This is a genomic window from Pseudomonas sp. BP6 (assembly GCF_017875935.1).
GTDB classification, from domain to species: domain Bacteria; phylum Pseudomonadota; class Gammaproteobacteria; order Pseudomonadales; family Pseudomonadaceae; genus Aquipseudomonas; species Aquipseudomonas putida_Y.
This window is the reverse complement of sequence record NZ_JAGINI010000001.1, coordinates 5,604,457-5,621,446: the sequence shown is the minus strand read 5'-3', so window position 1 is coordinate 5,621,446 and position 16,990 is coordinate 5,604,457. Positions and strand designations below refer to the sequence as shown.

Annotated in this window: 17 protein-coding genes; 6 read left to right on the top strand and 11 right to left on the bottom strand. The window is 62.2% G+C overall.

Features of this window, described 5'->3' with window-relative positions:
• Positions 1-42 precede the first annotated feature (42 nt).
• Positions 43-717, top strand: coding sequence for a ribose-5-phosphate isomerase RpiA (rpiA, locus tag J3A98_RS25530; RefSeq protein WP_209969316.1), 675 nt, complete (start codon positions 43-45; stop codon positions 715-717).
• A gap of 103 nt (positions 718-820) precedes the next feature.
• Here rpiA and J3A98_RS25525 read toward each other — a convergent pair whose 3' ends face one another.
• The 4 genes from J3A98_RS25525 to J3A98_RS25510 form a co-directional block, all read right to left on the bottom strand.
• Positions 821-1,723, bottom strand: a complete 903-nt coding sequence (locus J3A98_RS25525; RefSeq protein WP_209969314.1) for an SdiA-regulated domain-containing protein — start codon at positions 1,721-1,723, stop codon at positions 821-823.
• Positions 1,724-1,813: 90 nt separating this feature from the next.
• Positions 1,814-2,734, bottom strand: coding sequence for an SdiA-regulated domain-containing protein (locus J3A98_RS25520; RefSeq protein WP_209969311.1), 921 nt, complete (start codon positions 2,732-2,734; stop codon positions 1,814-1,816).
• 181 nt (positions 2,735-2,915) lie between these two features.
• Positions 2,916-3,581 (bottom strand): fumarylacetoacetate hydrolase family protein, encoded by a 666-nt coding sequence (locus tag J3A98_RS25515; RefSeq protein ID WP_176685697.1) that lies wholly within the window; start codon positions 3,579-3,581, stop codon positions 2,916-2,918.
• A 25-nt stretch (positions 3,582-3,606) separates the two neighbouring features.
• Positions 3,607-5,004 (bottom strand): FAD-binding oxidoreductase, encoded by a 1,398-nt coding sequence (locus J3A98_RS25510; protein ID WP_209969309.1) that lies wholly within the window; start codon positions 5,002-5,004, stop codon positions 3,607-3,609.
• Positions 5,005-5,175: 171 nt separating this feature from the next.
• Here J3A98_RS25510 and serA point away from each other — a divergent pair, with 171 nt between their 5' ends.
• Entirely contained in the window at positions 5,176-6,405 is a 1,230-nt protein-coding gene (gene serA / locus J3A98_RS25505) for a phosphoglycerate dehydrogenase (protein WP_014592761.1), read from the top strand.
• Positions 6,406-6,451: 46 nt separating this feature from the next.
• Here serA and J3A98_RS25500 read toward each other — a convergent pair whose 3' ends face one another.
• Entirely contained in the window at positions 6,452-6,928 is a 477-nt protein-coding gene (locus J3A98_RS25500) for a DUF4399 domain-containing protein (RefSeq protein WP_014592762.1), read from the bottom strand.
• A 223-nt stretch (positions 6,929-7,151) separates the two neighbouring features.
• On the opposite strand from J3A98_RS25500, the gene J3A98_RS25495 reads away from it, so the two are divergent.
• A complete protein-coding gene (locus J3A98_RS25495; RefSeq protein ID WP_176685699.1) occupies positions 7,152-7,640 on the top strand; it encodes a transporter substrate-binding domain-containing protein in 489 nt (162 codons plus the stop codon).
• Positions 7,641-8,287: 647 nt separating this feature from the next.
• Here J3A98_RS25495 and J3A98_RS25490 read toward each other — a convergent pair.
• On the bottom strand, positions 8,288-8,791 hold the full coding sequence (locus J3A98_RS25490; protein ID WP_209969306.1) for a DUF523 domain-containing protein: 504 nt from the start codon (positions 8,789-8,791) through the stop codon (positions 8,288-8,290).
• Positions 8,778-9,410 (bottom strand): 2OG-Fe(II) oxygenase, encoded by a 633-nt coding sequence (locus J3A98_RS25485; RefSeq protein ID WP_176683045.1) that lies wholly within the window; start codon positions 9,408-9,410, stop codon positions 8,778-8,780. The genes J3A98_RS25490 and J3A98_RS25485 overlap by 14 nt, the downstream gene beginning before the upstream one ends.
• Positions 9,411-9,523: 113 nt before the next feature.
• Between J3A98_RS25485 and J3A98_RS25480 the strand changes: the two genes are divergently transcribed.
• A complete protein-coding gene (locus J3A98_RS25480) occupies positions 9,524-10,276 on the top strand; it encodes a DUF2059 domain-containing protein (RefSeq protein ID WP_209969302.1) in 753 nt (250 codons plus the stop codon).
• Here J3A98_RS25480 and J3A98_RS25475 read toward each other — a convergent pair whose 3' ends face one another.
• Positions 10,277-11,203, bottom strand: coding sequence for an alpha/beta hydrolase (locus J3A98_RS25475; protein WP_176682798.1), 927 nt, complete (start codon positions 11,201-11,203; stop codon positions 10,277-10,279).
• A gap of 280 nt (positions 11,204-11,483) precedes the next feature.
• Here J3A98_RS25475 and J3A98_RS25470 point away from each other — a divergent pair, with 280 nt between their 5' ends.
• The gene (locus J3A98_RS25470) at positions 11,484-12,053 is read left to right on the top strand and encodes a DUF6436 domain-containing protein (RefSeq protein ID WP_209969299.1); all 570 of its coding nucleotides are present in this window, start codon (positions 11,484-11,486) and stop codon (positions 12,051-12,053) included.
• Here J3A98_RS25470 and J3A98_RS25465 read toward each other — a convergent pair.
• On the bottom strand, positions 12,032-12,598 hold the full coding sequence (locus J3A98_RS25465; RefSeq protein WP_209969296.1) for a sugar O-acetyltransferase: 567 nt from the start codon (positions 12,596-12,598) through the stop codon (positions 12,032-12,034). The genes J3A98_RS25470 and J3A98_RS25465 overlap by 22 nt on opposite strands.
• A gap of 86 nt (positions 12,599-12,684) precedes the next feature.
• Here J3A98_RS25465 and J3A98_RS25460 point away from each other — a divergent pair, with 86 nt between their 5' ends.
• On the top strand, positions 12,685-15,048 hold the full coding sequence (locus J3A98_RS25460) for a penicillin acylase family protein (RefSeq protein WP_209969294.1): 2,364 nt from the start codon (positions 12,685-12,687) through the stop codon (positions 15,046-15,048).
• Between the two features lie 120 nt (positions 15,049-15,168).
• Here J3A98_RS25460 and J3A98_RS25455 read toward each other — a convergent pair whose 3' ends face one another.
• Both J3A98_RS25455 and J3A98_RS25450 read right to left on the bottom strand, forming a co-directional pair.
• Positions 15,169-15,954: a MetQ/NlpA family ABC transporter substrate-binding protein gene (locus tag J3A98_RS25455; protein ID WP_021783565.1), complete on the bottom strand. Its 786-nt coding sequence runs from the start codon at positions 15,952-15,954 to the stop codon at positions 15,169-15,171.
• Between the two features lie 174 nt (positions 15,955-16,128).
• Positions 16,129-16,959, bottom strand: coding sequence for a sigma 54-interacting transcriptional regulator (locus J3A98_RS25450; RefSeq protein WP_209969291.1), 831 nt, complete (start codon positions 16,957-16,959; stop codon positions 16,129-16,131).
• Positions 16,960-16,990: the final 31 nt, after the last annotated feature.

The following is a 16,990-nucleotide window of genomic DNA, read 5'->3' as shown; positions in this document are numbered from 1 at the left end:
ACTAGGTGACTTTGAAACCGCCCTGCCCCTTCCGGAGCCCGCATGACCCAGGACCAACTCAAACAGGCCGTCGCCCAGGCCGCTGTCGACTTCATTCTGCCCAAGCTGGATGAAAAGAGCGTCGTAGGCGTCGGTACCGGTTCGACCGCCAACTTCTTCATCGATGCCCTGGCTCAGCACAAGACCGCTTTCGACGGCGCAGTCGCCAGCTCCGAAGCCACTGCCCAGCGCCTGAAGGGCCATGGCATCCCGGTCTACGAACTGAACAGCGTCAGCGAGCTTGAGTTCTACGTGGACGGCGCCGACGAGAGCGATGCACACCTGCACCTGATCAAGGGCGGCGGCGCAGCCCTGACCCGCGAAAAGATCGTCGCGGCCGTGGCCAAGACCTTCATCTGCATCGCCGACGGCAGCAAGCTGGTGCCGGTACTGGGGGCCTTCCCGCTGCCGGTCGAAGTGATCCCCATGGCCCGCAGCCACGTGGCGCGTCAGCTGGTGAAGCTGGGTGGCGACCCGGTGTACCGTGAAGGCGTGGTCACCGACAACGGCAACGTGATCCTGGATGTGTACAACCTGCAGATCACCAACCCGGTGGAGCTGGAAGCGCAGATCAACGCCATCGTCGGCGTGGTGACCAACGGTCTGTTCGCGGCGCGGCCGGCGGATCTGCTGTTATTGGGCACTGTTGAGGGCGTTAAGAGCCTCAAGGCCGAGTAAAACTCTTCGCGGGTAAAGCCGCTCCTACAGGTACCCCACAAGCCTGGAACCGAGGCGATCCCTGTAGGAGCGGGTTTACCCGCGAATAGGCCCTGACAGGCAATCAGTCAGCCGGCTGCTTGAACACATAGAACAGGTTCGGCTCACTGACCAGGTAAATGGTCCCCGCTTCATCCATCGCAATGCCCTCCGCCTGCGGCACCGTCGCCTGCAACCCCTGGAAGCCCTTGCGCAAAGACAAGGTACTCAGCGGCCTACCCTCGACATCCAGCTCCAGCACCAGCCGCGACTCGTCCGACAGCGCCAGCAGATGCCCGCTGCGTTCATCGAACTGCAAGCTCGACAAATCCCGCACAAACAACCGTGAATCGCGCTTGCGGTCCTGCACCACATGCACGGCGTAGGGCTTTTCCGGATTGTCATGTGGGAAGCCATGCACCTCATAGATCAGCATCGGGTCCCGCTCCTTTGCCACGAACAGGCGCTTGCCCGCTGAATCGTAGGCCAGGCCCTCGAAGCCCTTGTTGCCATTGAGGCCAATGCCCAACGTCAGCTGTTCGGCATCACCGGCATCGAGAAACATCGTGTCGTCTTCCAGTCGTACGCGAATCAGCCGCTGCTGACGCTCGTCGGTAATCACATAGCTGTTTGGCCCAACGTACTCCACAGCCTCCGGGTCGCCAAAGCCAGTCAGCGGCACACGTCGCAGGATACGGCCGTCCAGCGACAGCTCGATCAGCTCCGAACGTGCATTGGTGACCGTGAAGAGGGTTTTGCGGTCGGGGTCGTAGGTCAGCGCCGAAATGTCATCATCCAGCCCTTCGATCGGTTGCGCCTCCAGCACCACCCGGTAGCGGTCCAGGCCAATGCTGCGCTCCACAGGCTGCCACCAGGTCTTCAGATTGAACCAGCCACGCTCGAACAGGCGAAACTCCTGCCCAGCCCAGCCAAGCAGGAGCAGACCAACGGCAGCCAGAACAAGGAGCAGACGAACAAAACGACGCATAGGGACAGACTCGACACAAGGATGGCGAATCTAATCATGAATGGCTGAAGCAAAGCTTAATGCAAGCGTCAGGCAAATCTGATGATGTTGTCAGTTCTTCTTGAACCGATAGAAAAGCGCCGGCTCGCTGACCATGTACAAGTTGCCCTTGTCGTCCATGGCCACCCCCTCAGCCCGCGGAATGGTGTCTTCAAGCCCGTTGAAGCCGCCCAGCAGTGTCATGAAGCTGACTTGCTGGCCCTGCTCGTCCAGCTCCAGCAGCATGTTGGAATCGGCCGAGAGCACCAGCAAGTGCCCAGTACGCGGGTCGACCCCCAGGGCAGACAGGTTGCGCAAGTCGAGTTCATCGCTCGGCAACGGCTGTTTGTCACCCTGGAGCGGGCTGCGGCCATCGGTACTCCAGGTGTACAGCTTGGGCGGGCGCTCCTCGCCAATGATCAGGCGCTTGCGCAGCGGGTCCCAGGCGATGGCCTCGAAGCCCTTGTTGCTTTTGACCGACGGGCCCAGGTCGTGGCTCTGGAAGTCGTCGTGATTCAGTGCCGTGGTCTGCGCGTCCACCTTGACCACGGTCAGATCGTGCAGGCGCTCGTCAGTGATGGCCAGGTTGCCGTCTTCCAGCACCGCGACGCCTTCGGGGTTGTTCCAGCCGTTGAGCGGGATCTTGCGCAGCACATCGCCCTCCAGGCTCAGCTCGACCAGGATCGGGTTCTTGCCCATGACCGCGAACAGGGTGCGCGTTTGCGGGTTGAAGGCCACATCCGAGGCTTCATCATCATCCATGCCCGGCAGCGGTTTGGCGTCGATGTCCACCTGGTAATCCGGCAACCACACGCTTTCGCTACGCTCGGCGGTGCTTTCGAAGCCTTCTTTTACCCACAGTGCACCGCGGTCATCCCAGTGCATGGCCACGGCCACGCCATAGCCGATCACCGCCGCCACGGCCATGCCGAAGGGCCAGCGCAGGTAGAAGCGACGCTTGGGAGTTGCCGGGGCGCTGGAGGAGGATGGCATGCGGTGATCCTGGGGAAATGGGCGTAGGTGCGCGCATTATCCGGATTGGGTGTGAAAAATCGGTAAACAGGGCCGGCCTCTTCGCCGGTAAACCCGCGCCCAAGGTTCTGCACAGTATTCAAGGCCTGTGCAATCCCTGTAGGAGCGGGTTTACCCGCGAAGAAGGCGACGCGGTTTCGAGTTAAAGCACCCGGCTTTCGAAGCGGCTCACACCCGGCAGCTCCAGCACCAGCTCGTCACCGACATTGAACGGCCCAACGCCCGCCGGTGTACCAGTGAGGATCACATCCCCCGCCTGCAACGAGAAATGCGCTGCCATGTACTGAATCATCGGCACGATCGGGTTCAGCATCAGCGCGCTGTTACCCTCCTGGCGCACTTCGCCATTCACGGTCAGGCGCACCGGGATGTCTGTCACATCCTCGAAGCTGGCAGCCGAGACGAACGGTGGCAGCACGCAAGCGCCGTCAAAGCACTTGGCCAGCTCCCAGGGCAGGCCCTTTTCCTTCAGCTTGGCCTGCACGTCGCGCAGGGTCAGGTCCAGCGCCGGCGCGTAACCGGAAATGGCGTCCAGCACCTCTTCCTCGCTCGGATGGGTCGACAGCGGTTTGCCCAGCAGTACGGCAATTTCAACTTCATAGTGCACCGACCCACGCTCGGCCGGGATCTTGAAGCCACCTTCGGCCGGCACCACGCAGCTGCCCGGCTTGATGAACAGCAGCGGCTCGGTGGGGATCGGGTTGTCCAGTTCCTTGGCGTGCTCGGCATAGTTACGGCCGATGCACACCACCTTGCCCAGGGGGAAGTGAATGCGCGTGCCGTCTACGTACTGGTGCTGGTAACTCATGGCCGACTCCTCTGGATACTGCTTTTTATTCATGTGCAAAGATCTTACCCGGATTCATGATGCCGTTAGGGTCGAACACGGCCTTTATTGCTTTCATGCAGGCGATTTCTTCAGGGGAACGGCTGTAGCTCAGGTAGTCACGCTTTGTCATGCCTACACCATGCTCGGCAGAAATCGACCCGTTGTAACGCTCGACAATCTCGAACACCCACTTGTTGACCTTGGCACACGAAGCGAAGAAGTCATCCTTGCTCATATGCTCAGGCTTGAGGATGTTCAGGTGCAGGTTGCCGTCACCAATATGGCCGTACCACACCACTTCATAGTCCGGATAATGTTCAGAGACGATGACGTCGATATCGCGCAGGAACGCAGGCACTTTCGAGACAGTGACGGAAATGTCGTTCTTGTACGGTGTCCAGTGCGAGATGGTTTCCGACAGGTACTCGCGCAGCTTCCACAGGTTTTTCAGCTGGGTCTCGCTCTGGCTCATTACCCCATCCAGCACCCAACCCTGCGCGACGCAGTGCTCGAAGGTAGCCAATGCTTCGTTGGCAACGTCTTCAGTGCTGGCCTCGAACTCCAGCAATGCATAGAACGGGCAATCAGTCGCGAACGGCGCAGGTACATCGCCGCGGGCGAGGATCTTGGCCAGCCCCTTGTCGGAGAAGAACTCGAAAGCGGTCAGGTCCAGCTTGCCCTGGAAAGCGTGCAGCACCGGCATGATCGAGTCGAAGTCCGGTGTGCCCAACACCATGGCGGTGAGGTTGCGCGGTGCGCGGTCCAGGCGCATGGTGGCCTCGACCACGAAGCCCAGCGTACCCTCGGCACCGATGAACAGTTGGCGCAGGTCGTAGCCGGTGGCGTTCTTGATCAGGTCCTTGTTCAGTTCCAGCAACTCGCCCTTGCCGGTGACCACTTTCAGCCCGGCCACCCAGTTGCGGGTCATGCCGTAGCGGATCACCTTGATTCCGCCGGCATTGGTGCCAATATTCCCGCCAATCTGGCTGGAGCCGCTGGAAGCGAAGTCCACCGGGTAATACAGGCCTTGCTCTTCGGCAAAGGTTTGCAACTGGCGGGTGATGACCCCTGGCTGGCAAACCACAGTACGGTCGAAAGCATTGAAGCCAAGGATCTGGTTCATGTAGTCGAAGGCAACCACAACCTCGCCATTGGCCGCCACCGCACCAGCAGAAAGCCCGGTACGCCCGCCAGAGGGCACCAGCGCCACCTGGTGCGCATTGGCCCAGTGCACAATGGCTTGCACCTGTTCTACCGTTTTGGGAAAGACGATAGCGCTGGGCGCTGGCGGGTAATGCTTGGTCCAGTCCTTGCCATACGCTTCGAGGGAAACCGGGTCAGTCAGGACCTTGCCCGGGTCGACAAGGGTCATCAGTTCTTCAATAACAGCGGGGCGGGTCATCGCTGGAACTCTCGACTTATTCATGGTCACCCTGAGCACTCTTCAACTGTCGGGATAAGCTCAGATTGTGTCGCGTATGCTAGCATAGCCCTCCCGCTGTTCATGCTAAGGCTGCCCTCGCGCCTGGCATCACCCCTCGCCATTTTATCTCCGGGATACAGGTTTACGCAGATGAGCAAGACTTCTCTCGACAAGAGCAAGATCCGGTTCCTTCTTCTTGAAGGTGTGCACCAGAACGCGGTCGATACCCTCAAGGCCGCCGGCTACACCAACATCGAATACCTCACTGGTTCGTTGCCGGAAGCCGAGCTGAAGGAAAAGATCGCCGATGCCCACTTCATCGGCATCCGTTCGCGCACCCAGCTCACCGAAGAGATCTTCGACTGCGCCAAGAAACTGGTCGCTGTTGGCTGCTTCTGCATCGGTACCAACCAGGTTGACCTGGAAGCTGCCCGCGAGCGCGGTATCGCCGTGTTCAACGCGCCATACTCCAACACCCGCTCGGTCGCCGAACTGGTACTGGCCGAAGCCATCCTGCTGCTGCGCGGCATCCCTGAGAAGAACGCCTCCTGCCACCGTGGCGGCTGGATCAAAAGTGCTGCCAACTCGTTCGAAATCCGCGGCAAGAAACTGGGCATCGTCGGCTACGGCTCGATTGGTACCCAGCTTTCGGTACTGGCTGAGAACATGGGCATGCAGGTGTACTTCTTCGACCCGCTGACCAAGCTGCCACTGGGCAACGCCGTGCAGGTCACCAGCCTGAACGAGCTGCTGGGCCTGGCTGACATCGTCTCGCTGCACGTGCCTGAGCTGCCATCCACCCAGTGGATGATCGGCGAGAAGGAAATCCGCTCGATGAAGAAGGGCGCGATCCTGATCAACGCCGCCCGTGGCACCGTGGTCGAACTGGACCACCTGGCCGCTGCCATCAAGGACAAGCACCTGATCGGCGCTGCCATCGACGTGTTCCCGGTCGAGCCACGCTCCAACGACGAAGAGTTCGAGAGCCCGCTGCGCGGCCTCGACAACGTGATCCTGACGCCGCACATTGGTGGCTCCACCGCCGAAGCCCAGGCCAACATCGGTCTGGAAGTGGCCGAGAAACTGGTCAAGTACAGCGACAACGGTACTTCGGTGTCCTCGGTCAACTTCCCGGAAGTGGCCTTGCCAGCGCACCCAGGCAAACATCGCCTGCTGCACATTCACGAAAACATCCCGGGCGTGCTCAGCGAGATCAACAAGGTCTTCGCCGAGAACGGTATCAACATCTCCGGTCAGTTCCTGCAGACCAACGAGAAAGTCGGTTACGTGGTGATCGACGTTGACGCCGAGTACTCGGACCTCGCGCAAGAGAAACTGCAACAGGTCAAGGGCACCATCCGCTCCCGCGTCCTGTTCTAAGTCTGGGTGCAGCATGAAAAAGGGAGGCCATGAAGGCCTCCCTTTTTTATTTCACTTCAACCGTGATTTTCTTCGACTCGACGCTAGGCTTGAACGGCACGTGATACTGGTCACCCAGAATCAGTTGCAGGGTGTGCTTGCCCGGGGTCAGGGTAATGCTGGTTTCGGTCTGTGCCTTGCCGAAGTGCAGCACTTGCGGCCCTGCCGGCAGTGCGACGCCGGCCTCTGGCATCAGGCTGGTCGGCAGCGGCATGTCAGCCACGGGCTCCTTGTCGACATCCACCAGTAGATGGTGGTGCCCGGTGTGCGGTGTTTGATCGCCCGCAGGCTTGAGGCCCATACCCTCGATGCCGAACTTGACGGTGAAGGTCTTGTCGACCGTGGCACCATCGGCGGGGGAAACGATGAAGACCTTCGCCTCCTTGGGCGGCTCCTGGCTCTTCAGGGCGTCTGCGGCACTGGCGAACACCGACGCTCCCATCAGCAGACCGGCAACGGCAGCACGCGAAAATAGGCTGTTCATTCACTTCTCCTGTGATTCACTTATTGACCGCTGCCTGTCATCCAAAAGCGGCGGTAGTTCACCTTAGTTGAAATAACCGCCAAGGTGTTCACATTGCCTGACAGAAATATTTCAATCAGGGTTAAACAATGCCGAGGCTTGAAGGTCATAGGCTGCGCTCGATCACGGCGAGGAAGAAAGCCGTGGCGATCGTTTTCAATCTGCAAAAAGAAAAGGGGCATACATGCGTTCGACCATAGGTGTACTGCTGGCAGTACTGATCAGTCCATTGGCTCAGGCGGAGCTGATCGACGAAATCGCCGACCGGGGCGAACTGCGCATTGCCATACAAGCCGACAACTCGCCCTACGCTTTCAAACAAGACGACCATCTGACAGGTTTTGACATCGAATTTGGCCAGGCCCTGGCCAAGGAACTGGACCTGCGCGCCGAGTTCGTCGAAGCCCCGGCGACCGAAGTGCTGGCGGGTGTCGAGAGTGGCAAGTACGACATCGCACTCACCCCGTCGAGTGATTCGCTCACAGGCGACGGCCCGCTCGATGTGAGCCGGCCGATTGGCGAGAAGAAGCTGGTGATCCCGTTCCAGAAGGACAACCCGGCTTTTGAAAGCGCCGTAAACAATGCGTTGCAGCGCTTGAAGGACAGTGGCCGGACTGGCGAGCTTGAGCAGAAGTGGTTCAAGGGTGTGCAGGAGACTGCAGGCGGGCAGTAAGGTCTTATTTGCAACCTGTAGCCGCTAATACGGTAGCGGCGTCAACGGTGAACGGCGGGTGGAGATTGGCCACCAGGGCCGGCCTCTTCGCGGGTGAACCCGCTCCTACACGACGGGCTGTGTCCAACCACCGATGTATGTCCACCACCAATCTGTGTAGGAGCGGGTTTACCCGCGAATGCGGTGGCGGCGGCAACGGTGGACAGCGGGTGGAAATTGGCCAGCAGGGCCGGCCTCTTCGCGGGTGAACCCGCTCCTACACGACGGGCTGTGTCCAACCACCGATGTATGTCCACCACCAATCTGTGTAGGAGCGGGTTTACCCGCGAATGCGGTGGCGGCGGCAACGGTGGACAGCGGGTGGAAATTGGCCAGCAGGGCCGGCCTCTTCGCGGGTGAACCCGCTCCTACACGACGGGCTGTGTCCAACCACCGATGTATGTCCACCACCAATCTGTGTAGGAGCGGGTTTACCCGCGAATACGGTAGCGGCGGCAACGGTGGACAGCGGGTGGAAATTGGCCACCAGGGCCGGCCTCTTCGCGGGTGAACCCGCTCCTACACGACGGGCTGTGTCCAACCACCGATGTGTGTCCACCACCGATCTGTGTAGGAGCGGGTTTACCCGCGAAAGGGCCGGCACAGGTTCAAACAGATATATCAGCCAAAGCCCGCTGCGCCTGGTCGAGCTCCAGCTCGCTGAACACCTGCACCCCCGCCCGCCGCAGCAACGCGGTGGTTACCCCTTCCCCCGCCACTTTCACACCACTGAAGGTGCCATCATAGGTCAACCGGTTGCCACACGAAGGGCTACCAGACTTCAGCACCGCTACGCGGATGCCATGCCGGCGCACCAGTTCCAGCGCCAACTGCGCACCGGCCAGAAACTCGGCACTGACATCTTCACCCGTTACCGTCAGCACCTGCGTGTCACCATCGAGCACAGCGCGGCCCTGCCCTCCGGGTATCTCCGCTGGCGGCCGCGGTGTCGGCAAGCCGCCGGCCACCTCCGGGCACAACGGCACGACGCGCCCTTCAGCCTGCCACTGCTGCAACAAATCGGGATGGCCGCTGGCACGGCCGTCATAGCGTACTGGCTGCCCCAACAGGCAGGCGCTCACCAACACCTTGGGCATATCAGAAAAGGTCATTGCCACGCCTCCTGAACCAGCCGGTCAACGACAGCCGCTCGCGCCCGGCCGGCAATACTTCGTGAGGCACTTCGCCCGACAGGAAAACCACCAGGCAAGCGGCCACTGGCTCGACATCGTGCTCGACACCGTTGGCCAGAAACATGCGCAACTGGCCACCGTCATGCGGTTGCCAGCCTTCATTGAGGTAAAGCACCGCCGAGACCATACGCCGGTCATCGTCGCGGAAGCGGTCCAGGTGCCGGCGATAGAACGCCCCCGGTGGGTACAGGGCAAAGTGGCATTCGAAGTCTTCCAGGCCCAGAAACAGGCCTTGGTTGATCGCCAGGCGCAACTGATCCATAGCCGCCAGGTACTGGTCGCAGGCCTCGGCCTGCCCCGGGTCGATCCACTGGATCTGGTCACCGCGAATGGCTTCGCGCACCTCCTGGGTAGCACCCCGCCCAACCCCTGCGGGGTTGAGTTCGCCTTCGGCATCACGGCGCCGGCACTCGGCTGCCAGTGCGCGCACCAGGTCGGCAGGCAGAAATTGCGCCTGCTGGGACCAGCCATGGGTGGCCAGATCGTCGACGACGGCCGCAAGCATCGGGTATTCAGGGAAGATGTGCATGGCGCGCATCATATCCATTCGCCCTGTCGCCGCACAGCGCCACTTGGCCGAGAAACACGCGGATATCTCGACAAACCGGCGCCGGGCCAAGGACAATAGGCCCCTGCCGACAGGAGTCCTGAATGCGCCGTCTGTTTTCCCTGATTCTGCTGATGATCTGCACCTTGCCTGTCTGGGCAGACAACCTGGATCAACTGTACAAGGCTGCCGGCTGGCCCGACCAGCGCGCCCACTTCAACGATGCCCTGACCGCCGCCCAGGAGCGCTACCGCAACAGTTTGCCACCCGCCGTTTACCAGGCGCTGGTCAACAACAGCAACCAGCGCTTCCAGGCCCAGGCGATGGACCGTCGCGCCCAGACCAAGCTGCGCGCCACCCTGGCCAACCCGGCACCGGCCCTGGCCTTCTTCCAGTCACCGCTGGGGCGCAAAGTGGTGGCGGCCGAGCTCAGGGCCACCCGCAAGGACGAACTGGCGAAGAACGCCAAAGGCCTGCCCAAGATCCAGGCCAGCGACGATCGTCTGCTGGTCATCGGCCATCTGGCCCAAGCCCTGCCTGCACGAGAGGCCGGCGCCGAAGTCAGCCTTGCCATCGCCGGTGTAGCCGCCGACAGCCTCAGCTCGATGATCCCCGGCCTGTTCGGCGGCGGCCAGGCCCAAAGCCTGCTGGATGGCCAGCGCCAGCGACTGATGGGGCAGATTGGCGAAGACCTGAACAACACCCTGCTGTACGTCTACCGCGACCTGTCCGATGCCGAACTGGAAGCGTTCGCCACCTTTGCCGAGTCGCCCGAGGGCAAGGCTTACTACCAGGCGGCCCTGGCCGCTGTGCGCGCCGGCCTGGCGGTTGGCCAGAGCGCCGACGACCTGAAGTGATCAGCCCAGACGCTGGTCGATGAAGTCGAAGTAGCGCTGGCGGATGCCCGGCAATTCGTTGGCCAGGTGGTGACGGGCCTCGGGCAGCATCAGGATCTGCGGCTCGGCAAACTTGGCCTTGAGCACTTCAAGGTTGTAGGGCCAGTCCACCGTACCATCCGCCTCCCCCTGCACGATCAATGGCCGCCGCGCACTGCGCGGCGCGGCCTCGATGCGTTTGACCCAGGCGATCAGTGCGCCCACCCAGGCCGTTGGCAGGCGACGCGGTTGCAGCGGGTCGGCCTCCAGGAACGGCAGGAAGGCCGGGTCGTTGGTGTTCTCACTGAAGCGCCGTTCGATGCCATTGACGAAGTGGCGCAGCACGCAATAACTGAACTTCGACCAGCGCCAGGAACATGGCCGCACAAGCGGGGCCAGCAGGATGACCTGGCCATCGATGGGGCTGCGTGCGCCATGGTGCAGCAGATGGTCCACGGCAATCGCCCCCCCCGTGCTCTGCCCACAAAGGTGCCACGGGTGCGGCAGTTGCAGCGTGTGCACCTGTTCGAACAAGGCCTCCAGCACCTGCTGGTACACCGCGAAGTCAGTGATGCTGGCCCGCTCGCCGCTGGACAGGCCGTGGCCGGGCAGGTCGCAACTGATCACCGCAAAACCTTGCTTGAGTGCCCACGCAATCACATGCTGGTACAGCCCCATGTGGTCGTAATAGCCGTGCAGCAGGAACAGCGTCGCGCTTGGCTGCTCGGGTAGCCAGGCCTGCCCGACCAGGTCGAACCCCGCCGCCTGGAAGCTGCCTAGCCAGCTGTGTGCCGGCAGGTTCAGGCCATAGAAGCGCTGGTAGTCCTGCGCTTGTGCCGACAGTGGCTGGCGAGTGGTGAACGGCGCCAGGCTGGTGCGCAGGCGGTCGGGGTGAAAGGCAGGGGGCATCGGGTACATCCACATTGATGCAAGTATTGAACTGGAATCTTCAGCTCTGGCCGGCGCCATGGCAAGCTTGCTCACCTCGAACAACCAGCATCGAACTAATTGTGGGAGCGGCCTTGTGTCGCGAAAGGGCCGCAAAGCGGCCCCAGCGATCTATGCATGATGCCGAGATCCTGGGGCCGCTGCGCGGCCCTTTCGCGACGCAAGGCCGCTCCCACAGGGATCGCGCCAGTTTTTAGAAATTGAGCAAGACAGCTGCTCCCACAAGGGCCACCGACTCTTCATGAATAGCCGAATCATCAAACCGCTGTGCACGGTCATCGCCTTGTTGGTCGGCGCCGTAATCCTCTGGCAGGCCTACAGCGCCTTTCAGGCTCGCTACCTGCGCCCGTTCGACAACCAGGCCACGCTGTTCGACGGCAGCCAGTTACAGCTACCTGCCGAGCTGGCCGGTGCGGGCCCGATCCGCGTGGTGCATTTCTGGGACCCGGCCTGCCCATGCAACGTCGGCAACCAACAGCACCTGGGCGACCTTGTCAGCCAGTTCGCAGGCCACGACGTTACCTTCCATGTGCTGCAAAAGCCTGGCAGCCACGGCCAGCTACCGGCCAATATCGGTAGCTTGCAACCCATCACCCACCTGCCCGGCAGCGAGCACCTACCTGCCTCCCCGGCCGTGGCCATCTGGGACCGGCAAGGCCGCCTGGCTTACTTTGGCCCGTACAGCGAAGGCGCCGTGTGCAACGCCAGCAACAGCTTCATCGAGCCAATCCTCAAGGCTTTGCTCGACGGCCGCCAGGTCAGCGCCTCCAATACCCTGGCGGTAGGCTGCTACTGCCCTTGGTCGGGCTGACAGACCCGCGCCGGGTTGCCCACCACCGTCGCGCCCGCGGGCACATCCCGGGTCACCACACTGCCGGCGCCGACGATGGCGTTATCACCGATGCTCACCCCCGGCAGGATGATTGCCGCACCGCCAATCCACACGTTGTCGCCGATGGTCACCGGCCGCCCGCTCTCCAGCCCGCTGCGCCGCACTTCAGGATCGAGCGGATGGTCGGCGGTGTAGATCTGCACGTTGGGGCCAATCTGGCAGTCGTCGCCAATGCGCACCGGCACGACGTCAAGGATCACGCAGTTGAAGTTCATGAAGGTATTACGGCCAACGCTGATGTTGTAGCCGTAGTCGCAATAGAACGGTGGGCGAATCACCGCGCCTTCGCCAACCTGGCCAAAGTGCTCCACAAGCAGCCCGTGGCGTGCGTCGTTGAGCAGTTCGACACTGTTGTTGTAGCGGAGCATCCAGTGCTTGTTGGCGATCTGCTCAGCCTGCAGTTCAGGGCAGCCAGCGTGGTAGAGCTGGCCGGTGAGCATTTTGTGTTTTTCGCTGAGGGACATGGAAACTCCTTCCTGGGGCTATGCTCTGTTCGCGAATCCGCCGATGATCGGACCACATTTTCCGTTTGAATGCACAAGGAGTCTGAATGAAGCGCAGCCTGACCCTGCTGGCGGTGGTAGTCACCGTGGCCGCTGGCGCCGGTTACTGGTACGTGCAGGGCAAGCTGCCGCAGCGCGAGGGCGAGGTCGCCGTTGCCGGTCTGCAAGCCCCGGTCAGCGTGCGCTACGACGCCCGCGGCGTGCCACACCTGCAGGCGCAGAGCGAGCCGGACCTTTACCGCGCACTGGGCTACGTGCATGCCCAGGACCGGTTGTTCCAGATGGAGATCCTGCGCCGCCTGGCCCGTGGTGAACTGGCTGAGGTGCTCGGCGACAAGCTACTGCCCACCGATACCCTGTTCCGCAGCCTGCGCATACGCGAGCAGGCCGCGCTGATGGCCAAGCGGCAGGATCCGCAGGCGCCGGCATGGCAGGCCCTGCAAGCCTACCTCGATGGGGTCAACAGTTGGCAGGCCAGCCACCCCAAACCCACGGAATTCGACCTGCTCGGCATCCCCCCGCGCCCGTTCACCGCCGAGGACACGCTGAGCATCGCCGGCTACCTGGCCTACAGTTTTGCCGCCGCGTTCCGCACCGAGCCTGCTCTGACCTACATCCGCGACCAGCTTGGGCCTGACTACCTGAAAATATTCGACCTTGGCTGGCAACCCGAGGGCGCGCTGGGCACGCCACTGGCCGCCGCCGACTGGCAAAGCCTGGAAGCACTTGCGCGCTTAAGCCATGAGGCGCTGAGCGACGCCGGTATCCCGCAGTTCGAAGGCAGCAACGCCTGGGCGGTGGCGGGTAGCCGCACCCGCAGTGGCAAGCCGTTGCTGGCTGGCGACCCGCACATCAGCTTCGCCGTACCTGCGGTGTGGTATGAAGCCGAGCTGTCAGCGCCCGGCTTCAACCTCTACGGCTATTTCCAGGCACTCAACCCGTTCGCCCTGCTCGGCCACAACCGTGACTTTGGCTGGAGCCTGACCATGTTCCAGAACGATGACGTTGACCTGGTCGCCGAAAAGACCAACCCCGCCAACGCCGATCAGGTGATGGTCGATGGCCAGTGGCGCACACTGGAAATGACCGAACAGAAGATTGCTGTCAAAGGCGAGCAGCCGGTCACCATCAGCTTGCGCCGCTCGCCCCACGGCCCGATCGTCAACAACGTGCTGGGCAGTACCTCCGGCACCACGCCAATCGCCATGTGGTGGGCATTCCTGGAAACTGAAAACCCGATCCTCGACGGCTTCTACCAGCTCAACCGCGCCGACACCCTGGGCAAGATGCGCGAGGCCGCCGCCAAGGTTCACGCGCCCGGGCTCAACTTTGTCTGGGCCAATGCCCGTGGCGATATCGGTTGGTGGGCAGCGGCAAAGCTGCCAATCCGCCCCGACGGCGTCGACCCGGCGTTCATCCTCGACGGCGCCAATGCGCAGGCCGACAAGCTCGGTTTCTACCCCTTCAGCGTCAACCCGCAGCAGGAAAACCCCACGCGCGGCTATATCGTTTCGGCCAACTACCAGCCACCGGCGGCGGTGCCGATACCGGGTTACTACAACCTGCCCAACCGTGGCCGCCAGCTTGATCGTCACCTGGCCAACCCAGAGGTGAAATGGGACACCCAAAACAGCCAGGCACTGCAGCTGGACACCGCCAGTGACTATGGCCCGCGCACCCTTGCCCCGCTCCTGGCAACCCTGCGTGCAGTGGCCGAAGGTGACGAAGAGAAAGAGCTGGTCGAGCAACTGGCGGCTTGGGCTGGCGACTACCCGCTCGACTCGACCAGCGCCACACTGTTCAACCAGTTCCTCTATGAACTGGCATTCGCGGCCCTGCATGACGAGCTGGGCGATACCTGGTTCCCGGTGCTGATCAGCACCCGCGTGATCGACGCCGCCTTGCCACGCCTGGCAGCGCAAGCCGATTCACCCTGGTGGAACACCCGTGGTGGCAGCCAGCATACCGACCGTACCGCCGTCGTGCGCACGGCCTGGCAGAAAAGCTTGAAGCATCTGCGTGACACCTTGGGCAGCGATCCGGCCAGCTGGCAATGGGGCAAGGCCCATACCCTGACCCACAACCATCCGCTTGGGGTGAAAAAGCCGCTGAACCTGCTGTTCAACGTTGGGCCATTCGCCGCACCCGGTACCCATGAGGTGCCGAACAACCTCTCGGCGAAGATCAGCTCTGCGCCATGGCCGGTGACCTATGGGCCGTCGACGCGGCGGCTGATCGACTTCGCCGATGCCGGGCAGGCCCTGACCATCAACCCGGTCGGGCAGAGTGGCGTGCCGTTCGACCGGCATTACGCGGACCAGGCTGAGGGGTATGTGCAGGGGCAGTATCAGCGGGCGCAGATGGGGGTGATTCCGGCGCAGAGTACCTTACGGCTGGTACCCCCGAGGTAAGGGGCTGCTTTGCAGCCGGTTCGCAGCAAAAGGGCTCTAGGGTGCTGTGCGGGCAGGGCTGAAAAAAAACGCCGACACAAAGGTGTCGGCGTTGGCACATACCGGGCGTTGCTAGCGAAATCAGAACGCCGGCAGTACGGCACCTTGGTACTTCTTGGCAATGAATGCCTTGACTTCCGGGCTGGTCAGGGCCTTGGCCAGTTTCTGGATGGCCTCGCTGTCCTTGTTGTCCGGGCGGGCCACCAGGAAGTTCACGTAGGGCGAATCGGAACCTTCGATCACCAGCGCATCTTTAGCCGGGTTCAGTCCAGCTTCGAGGGCATAGTTGGTGTTGATCATGTCCAGGTCGACCTGGTCCAGCACACGGGGCAGCATGGCCGACTCAAGCTCGCGGAACTTCAGCTTCTTCGGGTTCTCGGCGATGTCCTTGGGGGTGGCCAGGGCATTCTTCGGGTCTTTCAGGGTAATCAGGCCGGCCTTCTGCAGCAGCAGCAGGGCGCGGCCGCTGTTGCTGCCTTCGTTAGGGATGGCAACGGTTGCGCCTTCTTTCAGCTCGCTCAGGGCCTTGACCTTCTTCGAGTAACCACCGAAGGGCTCTACGTGTACACCCACCACGGTTTCCAGGTGGGTGCCCTTGCCTTCGTTGAAGTTCTGCAGGTACGGCAGGGTCTGGAAGTAGTTGGCATCCAGACGCTTCTGGTCAACCTGCACGTTCGGCTGTACGTAATCGGTGAAGACCTTGATCTGAAGGTCCACGCCTTCTTTTGCCAGGGTCGGCTTGATCAGTTCGAGAATTTCGGCGTGCGGTACCGGGGTAGCGGCAACCACCAGTTTCTCGGCAGCAGCGGCCAGGCCGGAGAACGACAGGGCAGCAGCCAGGGCAGTGGTCAGCAGGGTCTTCTTCATGGTGGTCCTTGTTCTGAATCTGGGCCATCGACGATGGCGAGTCGGGTGCCCAACCGGTCACCAGTGGGCTTGAGGCGGACGATACCCAAATTTTTTATTCCGCAACAATATCTTTTACTTAGCTGCTTATTCCAAAAACATAATGGCATCAGCCGCTCTCCCCATGAGCGATGCCTAACGCGCGGGGTCGGGCAGGTCGAGATCCTCTGGCAGGATCTCTTCGCCGTCATTGACCAGCAAGGCAAAGTGGATGACGTTCTCCAGCTCGCGGGTATTACCGGGCCAGAAATGTGCCTCCAGCACCTGCTGCGCCGCCTCGCTCACCAAGGGCACAGGCCGCTGCAGGCGCACGCTGTAGATGCCCACGAAGTACTCGGCCAGCGGCAGGATATCGCCCGGTCGCTCGCGCAGCGGCGGCAGCTCCAGCGCGCCCTCGCGCAGATACTGGTACAGGCGCTCGTTGAAGCGCCCTGCACGTACCACACGCGCCAGGTCGATGCTGGTGGCGGCGACCAGGCGCACATCCACCGGCTGTGGCTGCTGCGCACCCACCCGAGTGACCTCGCGGTTTTCCAGAGCCGCCAGCAGCTTGCCCTGGATGGCCAGCGGCAAGTCGGCAATCTCGTCCAGGTACAAGGTGCCGCCGCTGGCCGAACCGAACCAGCCGGCGCGGCTGCTGGCCGTACCGCCATGGCTACCGGCGCTATAGCCAAATAGCTCGGCATCGGCGTAGGTGGGGCTGATGGCCGCGCAGTTGACCGACACGAACAACCCACCCCGGTCGCTGGCACGGTGGATCTGCCGGGCCAGCAGCTCCTTGCCGGTACCGGTCTCGCCACGGATCAGCACCGGCAAAGGTTGTGGCGCCAGGCGCTCAAGGTCCTCGCGCAGCCGCTGCGAGCGCGGGTCGATGAACACCAGCGCCTTGGCACGAATGCTCAGCGGGCTCTTGTCCAGCTCGGGGAAGGTCAGCAGCGGCTGGCCGAACGGGTTTTGAAACGTCATGACGAACTCCCGCCCCAGGCCCGTAATGGCC